12 protein-coding genes are annotated in these 13,877 nt (G+C 52.2%); 8 read left to right on the top strand and 4 right to left on the bottom strand.

The genetic code is table 11. From position 1 onward, the window contains the following. The first annotated feature begins 21 nt into the window (after positions 1-21). Positions 22-795 carry a LamG domain-containing protein gene (locus ACFQ2I_RS12335; RefSeq protein ID WP_377564552.1) on the top strand — a complete coding sequence of 258 codons (774 nt, stop codon included), beginning with the start codon at positions 22-24 and terminating at the stop codon, positions 793-795. A 57-nt stretch (positions 796-852) separates the two neighbouring features. On the opposite strand, the gene ACFQ2I_RS12330 is transcribed toward ACFQ2I_RS12335, so the two are convergent. Continuing rightward, positions 853-1,647, bottom strand: coding sequence for an AraC family transcriptional regulator (locus tag ACFQ2I_RS12330; RefSeq protein ID WP_377564551.1), 795 nt, complete (start codon positions 1,645-1,647; stop codon positions 853-855). Between the two features lie 145 nt (positions 1,648-1,792). On the opposite strand from ACFQ2I_RS12330, the gene ACFQ2I_RS12325 reads away from it, so the two are divergent. The 6 genes from ACFQ2I_RS12325 to ACFQ2I_RS12300 all read left to right on the top strand — a co-directional run bounded on the left by ACFQ2I_RS12325 (position 1,793) and on the right by ACFQ2I_RS12300 (position 8,732). Beyond that, positions 1,793-2,572, top strand: coding sequence for a phytanoyl-CoA dioxygenase family protein (locus ACFQ2I_RS12325; RefSeq protein WP_377564550.1), 780 nt, complete (start codon positions 1,793-1,795; stop codon positions 2,570-2,572). Positions 2,573-2,798: 226 nt separating this feature from the next. Continuing rightward, complete coding sequence (locus ACFQ2I_RS12320; RefSeq protein WP_377564549.1) at positions 2,799-3,779, top strand: polysaccharide deacetylase family protein; 981 nt, start codon at positions 2,799-2,801, stop codon at positions 3,777-3,779. A 43-nt stretch (positions 3,780-3,822) separates the two neighbouring features. After that, entirely contained in the window at positions 3,823-5,286 is a 1,464-nt protein-coding gene (locus tag ACFQ2I_RS12315) for an FG-GAP repeat domain-containing protein (RefSeq protein WP_377564548.1), read from the top strand. Positions 5,287-5,309: 23 nt separating this feature from the next. Continuing rightward, on the top strand, positions 5,310-6,143 hold the full coding sequence (locus ACFQ2I_RS12310; protein ID WP_377564547.1) for a response regulator transcription factor: 834 nt from the start codon (positions 5,310-5,312) through the stop codon (positions 6,141-6,143). Then, complete coding sequence (locus ACFQ2I_RS12305) at positions 6,140-7,537, top strand: sensor histidine kinase (protein ID WP_377564546.1); 1,398 nt, start codon at positions 6,140-6,142, stop codon at positions 7,535-7,537. The genes ACFQ2I_RS12310 and ACFQ2I_RS12305 overlap by 4 nt, the downstream gene beginning before the upstream one ends. 355 nt (positions 7,538-7,892) lie before the next feature. Further along, positions 7,893-8,732 (top strand): alpha/beta hydrolase, encoded by an 840-nt coding sequence (locus ACFQ2I_RS12300; RefSeq protein ID WP_377564545.1) that lies wholly within the window; start codon positions 7,893-7,895, stop codon positions 8,730-8,732. Here the strand turns inward: ACFQ2I_RS12300 and ACFQ2I_RS12295 are convergent. The 3 genes from ACFQ2I_RS12295 to ACFQ2I_RS12285 are packed head-to-tail and all read right to left on the bottom strand — an operon-like array spanning position 8,729 to position 12,500. Beyond that, positions 8,729-9,907, bottom strand: a complete 1,179-nt coding sequence (locus tag ACFQ2I_RS12295) for a Ger(x)C family spore germination protein (protein ID WP_377564543.1) — start codon at positions 9,905-9,907, stop codon at positions 8,729-8,731. The two genes, ACFQ2I_RS12300 and ACFQ2I_RS12295, sit on opposite strands and share 4 nt — an antisense overlap. After that, positions 9,904-11,397 carry a spore germination protein gene (locus ACFQ2I_RS12290; RefSeq protein WP_377564542.1) on the bottom strand — a complete coding sequence of 498 codons (1,494 nt, stop codon included), beginning with the start codon at positions 11,395-11,397 and terminating at the stop codon, positions 9,904-9,906. The genes ACFQ2I_RS12295 and ACFQ2I_RS12290 overlap by 4 nt, the downstream gene beginning before the upstream one ends. Further along, positions 11,394-12,500: an endospore germination permease gene (locus ACFQ2I_RS12285; RefSeq protein WP_377564540.1), complete on the bottom strand. Its 1,107-nt coding sequence runs from the start codon at positions 12,498-12,500 to the stop codon at positions 11,394-11,396. The genes ACFQ2I_RS12290 and ACFQ2I_RS12285 overlap by 4 nt, the downstream gene beginning before the upstream one ends. Positions 12,501-12,750: 250 nt before the next feature. Between ACFQ2I_RS12285 and ACFQ2I_RS12280 the strand changes: the two genes are divergently transcribed. Beyond that, positions 12,751-13,875 (top strand): DUF3048 domain-containing protein, encoded by a 1,125-nt coding sequence (locus ACFQ2I_RS12280; protein ID WP_377564539.1) that lies wholly within the window; start codon positions 12,751-12,753, stop codon positions 13,873-13,875. Positions 13,876-13,877 lie beyond the last annotated feature (2 nt).

Below are 13,877 nucleotides of genomic sequence, written 5' to 3'. Positions count from 1 at the left end.
TAGATAAGGGAGGGATTGTATTTGTCAAAGTCAACGAGCTTGAACACAGACTGGTTGGTTGGGATGGAAGGTCTGGTCAGTTTTTGGGATTTTCATAGGGCCAATGGTGAGGAATTCGTAGCGAAAGGGCCTTGTCCCTATCGGCTGAAGGCCATGAACGGAGCGCCGGAGCGCGCAGAGAAGGGTGTATTCGGCGACAGCTCGCTTCATATAAGGGATGGTCAATGGTTAAGCATTCCAAGACAGGATTGTCCTGAGCTGAATATATATGGCCCTCAGGCACAGCTTACCGTAACGGCATGGGTAAATCGAGACAGAATAGACAGCACTGGCTGCGAGTTTATCGCGGGAATTTGGAACGAGACCGCCAGGAAGCGGCAGTACGGCATGTTTCTAAACTTGAGGATATGGGACAGCGCTGAGCAGGTATGCGGGCATGTGTCGGCTGTAGGCGGGCCGACGCCGGGCTATCAATACTGCATGACAAGCTCCATTGGGGCTACTCCCGTCACGAAGGGGAAATGGCATTTCGTCGCGTTCACTTACGACGGGAATGAGGCGAGGTCGTATCTTGACGGCGTGCTGGATCGCAGGGAACAATATAATCCCTACCACTATCCGGACGGTCTGTTCGACGGCGGAGAGGACGGTGCAGATTTTACGGTCGGCGCTGTTGATCGATCTGGGGAAATAGGCAATTTCTATAACGGTCTGCTTGGCGGCCTTGCCGTCTTCAACCGGGCGCTAGCCGAAGATGAGATCATGTTGCTACATCAATCAAGCATGGGGAAATAATCAGACAGTTCCTTTATTTAGAGGCCTGCCGGCGAGTTGCTGACACAGGCCTCTTTCTTATATGCGATAGTTTTGGCGGAAGGCGGAGGGGCTGGTCCCATAATGGTTCTTAAATACCCGGCTGAGGTAGAAGCCGTTCTGATAACCACATTGCAGTGCGATCTCTTCCAGCGTGAGATCCGAGTTAATTAATAAATGCTGAGCTTTGCGCATTCGTATAGCGGTTAAATAAGCGATGGGAGACACGCCCATATCCGCTTGAAAACGTCTGGAAAAATGTGACTGACTCAAAGCGGCTTGATCCGCAAGACTCTTTAAAGATAAAGCTTCGAAGGCGCGTTTGTGAATTTGTTGAACGGCAGCCCGTACCAGGGAATCCTTCGAGACGATGGGGTTCATGGCGTCCTGGCGCTCAATGGCGTACAGACATAATAAATCTCGAAGCAGATGCTGTTTATATACGAAATGCTCCTGCAAATCGGTATCGGAAATGTCTCGGATGAGCGAGAAGATGGAGGTGAAGCGGTCGATGCGATGAAAGGATACTTTGCCGTATGGCAGGCCTATATCTGCGGTTTGCGGCTTCTCCTGATCGCTCTCCCAATAAAATTCAAGAAACAGGAAGGACAGACGATCCCGCGCGTGACGTTCCAGTTTGACGCCTGGCGGGCAGATCACGATGTCTCCAAATTGTGCCATTCCTGATTCCTCGCCAACTTGGTATTCGAAGCTGCCTTCATCGGCGGCCAATATCGCCCAGTTGTCATACGTATCCTCAGCCAGCATAAACTGCCTTCTCACCGAAGTGCTGTACCAACGAATTAACCGGACCTGTAAGAGATGCTCCAGCATGGCGGGAAGCTCCTTTCGTTTCACACAAAAAAAGATATGAAAGTCGATATGAATCTGCATGTTATCCAATAAATTTCGATAGTATTATGATATCAGGAAATGAGCAAAAAGTGTATTAACTAATTTTGAAGAGGATGTGTGACGAATGAAAATTTCAAAGTTCCTTTCTTCAGAACAGCTGCAAAATTATAAGGAAAATGGCTATTTGGTGTTGCGCAATGTATTTACTGCTGAAGAAGCAGCGGTATGGCAGAAGGAATGTGAACGACTCCTTACTTTAAGGGAATATGTTGAACCGAACAATCTGCGCGTGAACTACAGAACGATGAATGGGCAGTCCATTATCGAGAAAATCGATCCGGTTCAAGATCTCTCGGCAGTATTTCACCAATTGGAGAATGACGAGCGCATTCTGGCGCCGCTGCGCGATATCTTTATGGATGAACCGGTATTGTTCAAAGATAAGCTGATCTTTAAGCTGCCCGGAGTGACGGGCTATTCGATGCATCAGGATGCTTCCTGGTGGCAAGGGTTTCCGATAGAAGGATTGATTTCAGTCATGGTAGCCATTGATGGGGCTACTGAAGCGAATGGGGGGCTGGAGCTGTTCCCGGGTTATCATGACCGCTTCCGCTCCACGGCAGGAGAGCTGCGCAATATGAATGAGGAGGAAATCTCCGAGATTGATCCGGATAAGGGACAGCTTGTGGAGACTCAGCCGGGAGATGTCATTATATTCCACTCGTTCACCCCGCATCAGAGCGGGCCCAATACAGCGGACGTGAGCCGCAGGCAACTGTACTTGACGTATTCTCCTTCCAAAAACGGTCAATTGTATCATGCGCATTACCAGCATTACTGCAGATATGTGACGCATCATAGAATTGAACAAGGTCAGGATGTATCAGCGCTTTATTTTAAATAATGGAAGGGTAAGTCTTTCGATCCTTAACGGGAAAACGCCGCCTTTGCAACTGCTGAGCAGAGTTTCTGCTTCGCGGTGCGGAGGCGGCGTATCTTTTTGAAAGCAGCATAGCCCATCGACGGATCGGATGCCGCCGCATCCTCTCTAATATCGTAACTAAATTGTAACTCTCTGAAGCTGCCAGTTCGATAAGATAGATGTATCAGCGGGACAGAGGGTGAGCAAGATGAGGAAAGTGACATATAATAAAAGAAATTATCGGAAATTGGCGATTGTCATTCTATCTGCAGCTGTTATGATATGGCTTGCCGGCTGTACGACAGGTCAAACGATCAGTCTCTCGGCGCTTGTATGGACGAGCGATAAGGGAGAGGTGCAGGATCAAGGCGGTCTGGCAGCCGGTAACGGGGGAGACGGTATATTGATCTCAGTGACGGAACCGGATCGCGTCAAGGGCGACCGCTTCACTGGAGTGAATGGAAACGGGAATAGCGTGTACATACCTCGCGATGAGGACTCATCTTATATAGAGGACAATAACAGCGTTAATAGCAGTGGGCAAGACCAAGACGATGGAGGAGAAGTCGCACCGGATCAAGAGAAGCAAAAGCCCGGCGAGAAGAATGTGGTCGCGCTCACGTTCGACGACGGGCCGGACAATCGTTATACGACGGCCATATTGGACATTCTGAAGGAAGAAGGCGTGAAGGCGACATTTTTCGTCGTGGGATCGCAGGTGGAGAAGCATCCCGAGGTGCTGCAGCGCATGCATGATGAAGGTCACGGCATCGGCAACCATTCCCTCGGCCACGAGAACTTTCGCAAGCTGAGCCGTAAGCAAATCATCCATAACGTCGCCAGGTCGGACAAAGCGATCGAGGAGGTGCTGGGCTACTCGACGAAGTGGTTCCGCGCTCCTTACGGAGCACTCTCCAAAACGTTGCTGGAGGTGCTGGAGGAGCAAGATCGCGAGCATACAGGCTGGACGGTGGATACGCGGGATTGGGCGGGCACTTCCGTGAAGGATATGCAGGAGATGATTCGGCATGAGACGAAGCCTGGTGGTATACTATTAATGCATTCTTTCGGCGGCAAGCATATTAAAAATACAGTGGAGATGCTTCCTGGCGCCATCAAGGATCTCAGAGAGATGGGATATACATTCGTGACGATGGATGAGCTGGAAGAGCTGGGCATGCTGGAGTAAGAACAGATTAGACGGTTCGTTATCGATGAGGGGGCTTATGACCTTGTATGGCTTAACATTCATTCAGCGCGGGAAGGGGAAGCGGCAGCTGTGGGCTGCGCCGCTTCTTGCTGCGCTGTTGCTATTACCTCTGGTCGTTAGCGGATGCAAGTATACGGCTGCGCCGGCGGATCTGCTACAGAAGCCGACGATAGCCGAGGACATGCATCAACTGACGAGCGCGATTGCCCGCGCGCTGCCTCAGCATAGCTTGCTTACGCTCCCGCTCAAGGACGACGACTACAAAGAGGCGCTACGGCTCGTTGATCTGGACGGTGACGGAATAGAGGAAGCGGTGGTTACTTATTACGGGGAATACAGCGCACCTGAAATTATGCTGCTTCGCAATGAGAATAGCGGCTGGCGCAAGTGGCTGACGATCGACCAGCCCATCGCTAGAGGCATCGACTGGCTGAAGTTGACGGACTTCGACAACGACGGGCAGCAGGAATTGTTCGTAGGCTGGATCGGATCGTATGACAGTCCCAATACGATGGAGTTGTATTCCTTCCAGACGAAGGTGACGAAGAGTGATTCGGGAGAAGACACGCTGGAGCCTGTAGAGAGCTTCCCGTATACGCTAGCGGAAGTAGGAGAGCTCAACAATGATGGAACAGATCAACTGGTTATTCTGCTCTCTTACGACAGCAAAGGCGATGAGAGGCAGTCTGTTCATGACCTAGACGTGTACGAGTGGCAAGGCAACGGCATGAAGCAGATCTCAAGCATTGAACTGGTTCCCTCGGTCAATTCCTATGACACGATGACCATTGGCGCCATATCTCCAAGGCATAAAGGGATGATTATAGAAGGCAACACGGGAGCGCACAGCATGATGACTTATATGTACGCCTGGGAGAACGGGGGACTGAAGTTGATCTATCCGGAAGGACCTCTCTATATGAACGAGGAAGGCTTCAATGGCAGAGCGGTGTACAGCGAGGATGTGAACGGAGACGGCATCCTGGAGCTGCACAGAGCGCTGCAGGCCCCCGGATCGGAGGAAGCGCCTTATGTGGATACGGAATGGATCAACCAGTATGTGCAGTGGGATGGGAGAAGAGGCTACGAGATTGTCACGGAACAGTATCAGAACTATGCCTATGGCATTCGATTGACGATTCCGAAGGAATGGTGGGGTCGATATACGTTCTTCCCGTTGGAGAATGAGCCGTATGGCTTGGTGTCGTTCCAATTCCTCGATGAACAGAATGGCGTATCGGCTGAGCTGGCATCTCTATACGCGATACGACTGGAGAAGTGGAGCGAGCTGGAGGAGAGCTGGCAGAGACAAGAGAAGGAGAGGCCGTACTTCGAGCTGAGTCGCGACAGCGGCAATGTGTTCGTTGTCCAGTATGCCAAGGCGCCTCCTGCACACCTGGGGGAATCTGCGCAGGTCGGTTTCATGGATATGGTGAAGGCTGTGGAACGATTTCCTTCGCTGCTCCAGTTCCAGCATCTTCAATAGAATCTGAAGTGGCGGTGAGAAGAGTGCGAATATTGTTGCTGGAGGATGAAGAGGCGATACGCGGCTTCGTCCGCATTAATCTGAAGCGGAATGAGATGGAAGTGACGGAAGCGGAGAACGGAGAAGATGCGTTGGCGTTCGCGGCCGAGCATGGTCCTTTCGATATCGCACTGCTGGATGTGATGCTCCCGACGATTAGCGGATTCGAAGTGTGCGAGAGATTAAGGAAGCAGTATCCGCGAATGGGGATTATTATGCTGACTGCGAAGAGCCAGGAGGAGGACAAGATCTATGGGCTGGAACTGGGTGCCGACGACTATGTGCAGAAGCCGTTCAGCCCGGGCGAGCTTATCGCACGCATCAAGTCGCTCTATCGTCGCATGTATGCGGACGACGGGGAGCGTGACAGGAGTGAGAAGACTGCAGCGGTGGACAGCGACTACGCCGATGTCAAGCGAGCTGCCGAGGGAATGTACGCTGCGGTGCCAAGCATCGGAGGAGTGGACGGATCAGCAGTTGGAACGGCGGCAGACGATCGTCCATCTGGCGTCAGCATTAGCGGACCGTTCACATTGTCCGTCATGGAGCGCAAGCTATGGAAGAATGGGGAAGAGATCATATTGACTCCCACGGAATGGACGCTTGTCAGGCTGCTTATGGAGCGGGAAGGCGAGAGCGTCAGCCGCGACGATATACTGACAGCGGTATGGGGGCGCTATTATGTGGGCGATCTGAAAGTAGTTGACGTGAACATACGCCGTATACGCCAGAAGATTGAGATTAATCCTTCGGAGCCCTCTTTCATCGAGACGGTATGGGGCTTCGGATATAGATGGAGACGGAGCGGGCCGACATGAGAAGCATCAAGACCAAGATGGTACTTAGCTATCTGCTGTTAATTGCGCTGGTCGTTACTGTCCTCGGGGCGTCATTCTCCCTGCTCATGTGGAAATATTATTATGGCAGCGCCGATAGCTCGGTGAAGCAGCGAGCGGAGTCAGCCATGTCGCTTCATGGCCGTTCCTTGTCCTCGCTTACGCTGAACGATCAGGCCCACTACATGCTCCTGTACATGGTGGAGGGAGGAGCCTCCCGGCTTCAGCTGCTGAGCAACAACGGCGAGGTGCGCATTGACTCGGAAGGCTTATCGCCGGATATCCGTTATGGGACCAGCGATGTGAAGGCGGCGATGGCCGGTACGGCGGGAAGTTGGACGGGTGTCGATCCCTATTACAATGAGCGAGTCGTCTCCGTCACGATTCCGGTATGGAACGAGAATCGCATCGTATCGCTGTTCCGGTATACATCATCGCTAACGTTAGTGGACGATATGGTCTACCGTCTCATCCAGCTTGCGTCGATCGCGGGCTTGTTCGTCATTCTGCTGTTCCTCGGACTTAGTCTGTTCCTGGCTCAGCGGATCGTAAGGCCGATCAGGGAGCTGACGAAGGCGGCGAGATATATGGCGGAGGGAGACTGGACCCGCAAGGCTATGAAGCGCAGCGACGACGAGATCGGTCAATTGGCGGAGACGTTCAATACGATGGTTAACGAGTTGAATACGCGAGAGAAGCTGAAGAATGACTTTATCTCCTCCATCTCGCACGAGCTCCGAACACCGCTCACCTCGATCAAGGGCTGGAGCGAGACGCTGAAGGAGAGCGGGCCGACGGAAGAGGATGAGGAACTGAGTATGGGATTGTCTATTATCAGCAAGGAGACGGAGCGATTATCCGGTCTTGTCGAAGACTTGCTGGATTTCTCCAAGCTGTCCGCGAAGACGATGGAGCTGCATCTGGAGCCGTTGGACCTGAACAGCACGGTGAAGGAGACGGTACGCCAGCTTGCCGTACGGGAGGAGAAGACTGGCGTCAAGCTAGTCTCGACCTACGGGCCAAGCCCGATCCTCGTCCAAGGCGATGCGAATCGGCTGAAGCAGGTTATTATTAATCTGATTGATAATGCGTTCAAATTCACTGACAGGGGCGGGACGGTACGTGTGGTGACTGCAGCGGAGCAGCAGCAGGCGATTCTGACGGTATCGGATACGGGGAAGGGAATCGCTGCGGAAGAGCTGCCTCATGTGATGGACAAGTTCTTTAAGGGAAGCAGCGGAGCGGGAGGTTCCGGACTTGGACTGGCGATATGCAAGGAGATCATTGAGCTCCACGGGGGCGAGATTGGAATCGACAGTGAACGTGGAGCCGGAACGATCGTGCGAATTGCAATGCCGCTATTCCTTGAAAAATAGCAGCTTGCGGCGAGCGATGACGTAGATGACGGCAATGATAGCGCCGCCAGCGAGCATAATGGACATCCAGTGATCCCGAAGCCATGCGATCCATAACGGCATAGGCGCACCTCCCAGCAATTAAGAGTAAGGGCAAAGACCTCCGTGCGAGGTCTTTTTTTACTATTGCCAGTTCGTAGCGATGTATGCATCGCATCGTTTATTCATAAGATGTTCCTTCCTTAGACGTCTCAGCACATTACCTGATTGACAGTTGTCGGTAAAGGTGATAGTATGAAATTCAATTAATTCATAGTATACAGGTAGGTATTATTGTATATAGCTTGATGCAAGCACGCATAAGGAGGATAGCAGGATGGAGAAGCAATTGGTGCTTCGGCACGATAACGAGCTTGAACTGGCGGCTACTTTACATTATCCTGCCGACATAGGGGCCGGCAATCAAGAGACGGAATGCAACAGAAAATATGGCGCGATCATTATCTGTCACGGCTTCATCGGCAATCGAGTCGGCATCGACCGCTTGTTCGTGAAGACAGCGCGCGCGTTGGCAGCTAACGGCTGCTTCGTGATGCGGTTCGATTACGGCGGCTGCGGCGAGAGCTCGGGCGATTACGGAGTGCTCGGCTTCGATGCGATGGTGGATCAGACGCGCACCGTTATCGATTATATGTCAGCGATGGATTGCGTCGATCCACAACGCATCGTCTTGCTCGGTCATAGCTTGGGCGGGGCCGTCTCCATCATTACGGCCGCGAAGGACAAGCGGGTGAAGCGGCTCGTCTTGTGGTCGCCTGTCGGTTATCCCTTCAACGATATTGTCCGTATCGTAGGGAGAGAGAGCTACGACGAGGCGGTCATGAAGGGCGGCGTAGATCATATGGGATACGTGCTGCGGCCCGCCTACTTCGATTCGCTTATGCAGCATCAGCCGTTCCAGACGGCCCCGCGCTTCGGCGGAGATGTCTTGCTTGTCCACGGGACCAGCGACGAGGTCATTCCCGTCGATTACAGCTTCTTATACCAGAAGGTATTTTGGACGAGATCCGAAGGTGTGTGTGACAAAGAAATTCTGTTCCAGGCAGGTCATACGTATTCCAGCAGGAAGCATCAGGAGGAAGCAATCTCGGTTACCTCGCAATGGCTGGAGAAGCGCGACCGTCAGCAGCAGGAATGGCATCACTGGTCGATCTAGTCCGTTATTCGCTTGTACTTACCGTTATACGGGATGTCGATATGAACAGTCAGCTGTTCGATGGACTCCGGAGTGACGAACAAGCGATTCCCGTTATCCGTCAGCTCCTTCCATAACGCTGGATTGTTCAGACGCAAGGTTCGTCCCAACCGGAAGAGATCGATACCGTTCCGCACCCCTTGCAGATAGACGCTCTCAATCTGCTTGGCCACCACTTTCTCCGCCATTGCAATCATCTCCTGGTAGGCAATCGGTTCATTGTATTCGTACATCGAGCCGACCAGTTTAACGGATATGTGGAATCGGACTTCTCCGTCCTTCAGCGTCGGAGTAATGTCAACCGAGGGCCGACCTATGCTCAGGTTGGCATAGACGATTCCGTCCTTCTCCACGATAAGCGGAGCCCGATTCGTATCCTTCTGCATCCATTGATAGCCCTCCAGCTTCTTCTTGCTAATAAATGTACGGCTGCCATCAAAGCTTTCGAAGTAGGCACCATTCAGCATAAGCTGAGGCGCCGGCTTCTTGGACATTCTCCATTGTTGCTTGTTCAGGCTTATACTGGGCATATAAGAGGGCTGATCGGGTTCATTAAATCGAGCGATGAACTTGAACATCTCGATCGGCGGCAGCGTGGAATTCTGCTTGTAATTCGGTGTAGGCTCATGCAGGATCGACATGAGTGACGTCATATTGAAGAAGGCTTCCGCGGACAAAATGTCCAGTAAATCTGATTGCGTAGAATATATCCATGTATTGTAACGGATTTCCGGGAAGCGGTTAACCATTTCGATCATTTCGAATCCTTTCGCTTTCAACGCTCTCTCCGTAAACACGAGAGCGGAGATATGACCCCAAGTAACGTAGATTTGCGATGTGTTGTACAACTGATCGGTCGCCATATTGATCGTCTTGCCCTTGCCTTGTCCGACCCAGGTGGTAGGTTTGCCTTCTCTTCGCCCCCCCGACTCCGACTTCGCAATGCTGGTAAAGTCGAGGAATTGGGCGTACACGATATACTCCCCGTCTTCATAGTCAATGCCAAGCGCCTTCACGTAGCTCTTGTTCTGTACATCGGATGCGCTCCAGCAACTCGTCAACACGGTCATTCCGATGCACAGAGCAAGCACGGTCGCGGTCAGGCGCACGGCCTTACAGCAAGCATGTGCGTTCATGCTTCATCTCCCTTCTTGTCAGGCTTACGGGTATGCAAGTAATCCGGCCGCCGCTTCATCCACTTCTGAGGCAGCTTGAACAGGCTTCTAAGCAGATCCTTCGGCTGCAGAGGCGCAGCAGGTGCGAGATAAGGCACGCCGAACGATTCGAATGAGGCAAGATAGATGACAAGCAGAATCATGGACAAGATGAACCCGTACATGCCCAGTATCGCCGATAGCAAGAAGGAGACGAAGCGCAGCAGAATCGTTGTGCTCGTCAGCGACTGGTTCACCAATGTGGCTCCAGCGACGACGGTAATAGCGGTAACGACGATCATAAGCGGCGATACCATGCCCGCTCTTATCGAAGCATCGCCAATAATCAAGCCGCCGACGACCGTCAGGGTCTGTCCGATTGAAGTCGGCAAGCGGACGCCCGCCTCGCGGAACAGCTCCATAAGCGACATGATGAAGAACATCTCTAGAGCAGATTCCATCGGCAATCCGACCCGCCCCATGGATATGGTAGCCAGCAGAGTGAACGGGATCTGATCGGAATGGAAAGTCGTGAAAGCGATGAAGAAGCCCGGTAGAAAGATGGTCAGGAACAGACCGACGTAGCGAAGCAGTCTTCCCAGATTGGTCGATAAAAATGGGAAATAAGCGTCCTCCGGCGATTTCAGCAACAGGAACAGGTTGGATGGCGCGATAAGCGCGGTCGGATTGCCGTCCAAGAGTACAACGAACCGGCCATTAAGCAGACAGTCGGCAGCGAAGTCAGGTCGTCCGGTAGAGTCGGTCTGAGGAAATAGGGTGAAGGCCCCCGGTGCAAGACTGTTCTCCAGATTGCCCGTCGTCAGAATTTTCTCTTCCCGTATAGAAGAGAGCTTGCTGCGAACTTGGCTGATTGTGTCCTCGTTGGCAATATCGCTAATGTAGAGCAAGGCGCACATCGTCATCGTGCGAGTGCCCAACTGAAATTGTTCACAAGCGAGCGTCGGTGTGCGGAGATGAGAACGAATGAGCGCCACATTGTAGGACAATTGTTCGACAAATGCATCTTTCGGGCCGCGAATGGATACTTCTGTGGACGACTCCTCTGGCGTGCGCGACAGTTGCTTCGACACGTCGATAATCCACATCGTCTGCAGGGTAGGAAGAATGAAAAGGAGCGAGCCCTGAAACAAATGAGATGCTGCTAAGCGCCGATCGACCTTGTCTGCTATAATATCCATTATCTTCCATTGCAGATCAGCTTCCCGCATGATAGCCTCCTTATGAAGGAAGCTTGTCTTCTCATATAATTTCCTGATTGCAGGCATAACTACTTCATTAATAGTCGTCGTCTGAGCCATTCCAGTACTGTAAGCGAACAGTGCCGGCGTGATATCGGGCGGCGTGCCGAAGTGCTGGCAGTGGATGCAGACGTCGTGGCTGTCGCGGAACCAGCCGCGAAGCACTTGTTCATCGATGGGTTCGATTCCGTTATTTTGATCCGTATGGCTCATGATTGCGTTCCTCCTTTCCTTGCTTTCACTTTACTCCCCCAGACTGCCAACGCAAGCAAGACAACTAATACGCTTGAGAATAGAAAGATGCCCGGAAGATGGATATATTGCAAGTACATAATGGCCTGATCGTCCCGCAGCTTCGAAAATCTAGCTGTGTAGATCATTGCCGCGCTTACGATCGACAATGCCATAAAACGTCGGCTCGGCTTGCGAATATCTGCCATATCCACGATCAAGTACATGGAGATCGCGATCCGGGCAAAGGAGCCGCATAGCCATTGGTAGATGGACAGGAAATCAACATGCTCCAGAAAGATCCCGAGACTTAGTATTTTCCATTGTTCAAAGGCAGTATGCCGCTGCTTCGCCGCTTCCAAAGGGCCGAATTCCGTAATTGCTCCAACCGTGGGTCCCATGGTCATGCTGATTAAGAACAGGCCTAGCAGGACAAGCTGCCACCACTTCATCTTCTGCCGCAGTTCATGCTGATAGAGCAGCAGAATCCATACCTCCATCATTCCTGCGAGTACATAGACGACTCCTCTGAACACGGGCGACCAACCATGCTCCAGCATAGGAAGCAGCAGGCTGAAGTCCTTATAGCGCGTATTGGCCCCCATAATGAAATAGCCCAGGAATATGACGATGGGCACCAGAATGCTTGCGGTCATGGCAATCGTACGTATGCCCTTGTAGGCAGCCAGCATCGCCAGAGCTACTGCGCTGACCACAATCACGAGCGTAGGCGTCTGCTGCATATAAGTCGTCACGGTCCATAATGCGGTGTCTCTTAGCGTATATGTGCCGGAGAAGAAGAGAATGACGATTGACAGGATGCGCAGCAGCCACGCAGGTACGACGCCGTATTCCCTCTGGATCCAGTCGGGTAGCCGTTGTCCGTGAATCCCCTTCAGCACGATGTGCAACAGCAGCAGCCAGAGTAAAAATAACGGAGCAGCCACGATAATCGTCAGCCATGAATCGCGAAGCGACACGCCCAGTATAATAGGAATCGCCATTACATGACAGACCAGCCCCGAGCTCAGCAGAAGGATTGAAAAGGTTAACCAAATGGTGAGGTTGCCGCTCCCCTTGCTCACAATGTTCCGCCTCGTTTCCATGGGAGATAGCTTTAAGTTATGCAATTATTAGAATTTTAACCGCGTGACAAGTTGTCTTTGCATGCGGCCGCACAATTAGGAGTTATAAGGTATGTGCCCTGGGTTGTAATTAGAAAATAAGAGCGAAGGGCACCGGTGTTTTCAATTTGGTCAAGACATCCCTGACGATCTATGTTTAAATAATAGATAGATTAAGAGAATGACGAAACTGGAAAAAGGCGGGGGATTCATGAAGGGGAAAGCACGTATTTCGTTAACTATGCTGCTGGCGGTAATTCTGGTAATCTTGGCGGCATGCGGCAGCGGATCGAACGGCAGGAAGAGCGATCCCGTGCCGGCCGTCAAGGAGACGATAGAGCCGACTGCAACTATCGAACCTACAGCGGAGCCGACTCCGACGCCTCTGCCTTATACGGCGCCCTTGACGGGAATGGGAAGTGACAAGGAATTAAGCGCTCGTCCCATGGCTGTGCTGATCAACAATCTGGCTCCTGCTCGGCCGCAATCTGGCCTTACTGAAGCCGACATTATATGGGAGGTGTTAGCAGAGGGGGGCATTACCCGACTGATCGCTATCTTCCAGAGTACGGAGAAGCAGGACTTCACGATTGGCCCAATCCGCAGCAACCGACCTTACTTGATCGATATCGCTGAGAGCTATGGCTCCGTCATCGCTCATGCCGGCGGAAGTCCGGAGGCTTATGGCATATTGCAGAACCAGCGCAAACCGTATCTCGATGAAATAACGAATGCGGGCACCTACTTCTGGAGAAGCAAGGACCGAAAGGCGCCTCACAATCTATATTCCAATCTGGAGCAGCTGCGTACCGGCGCTGACAAGAAGGGATATTCCACGGATGTCGAGCTTGTGAAATACACCTTCCTTCCGGAAGGGGCAGTAAGCGAGACGGACGCTATGGCTTCTGAGGAAGCGCAAGAGATCAGTATCAAATTCCTGCTGAAAAGCTACAAGGTCGGTTACAAGTACGACGAATCCACGGATGTATACATAAGATCCATTAATGATGAGCCGCATATTGATATGAACAATGACGAGCCATTAGCCGCCACGAATCTGATCGTCTTCCAGACGGCACACAAGACGTTAGACGATGTAGGCAGGCTCGCGATCGATCTGAAATCAGGCGGAGAAGCGCTACTGCTCCAGAATGGCAAGGTGATGGAGGCGGAATGGGTGCGGGCGGCTGACGGTATGATTCGCTTCCATAGAGACGGGAAAGAATTGGCGCTCATGCCGGGCAAGACGTACATTCATGTCGTGCCGAATACGTCATCGCTCCGCGACTACGTGACATGGGAGAGCGCAGGCGATTCAGGTAAAGCGGCGGAATAAAA

The organism is Paenibacillus chungangensis (assembly GCF_042675905.1).
In the GTDB taxonomy this organism is placed as follows: domain Bacteria; phylum Bacillota; class Bacilli; order Paenibacillales; family Paenibacillaceae; genus Pristimantibacillus; species Pristimantibacillus chungangensis.
Note: the sequence above shows the minus strand (reverse complement) of the source record. Positions and strands in the feature narration are given on the sequence as shown.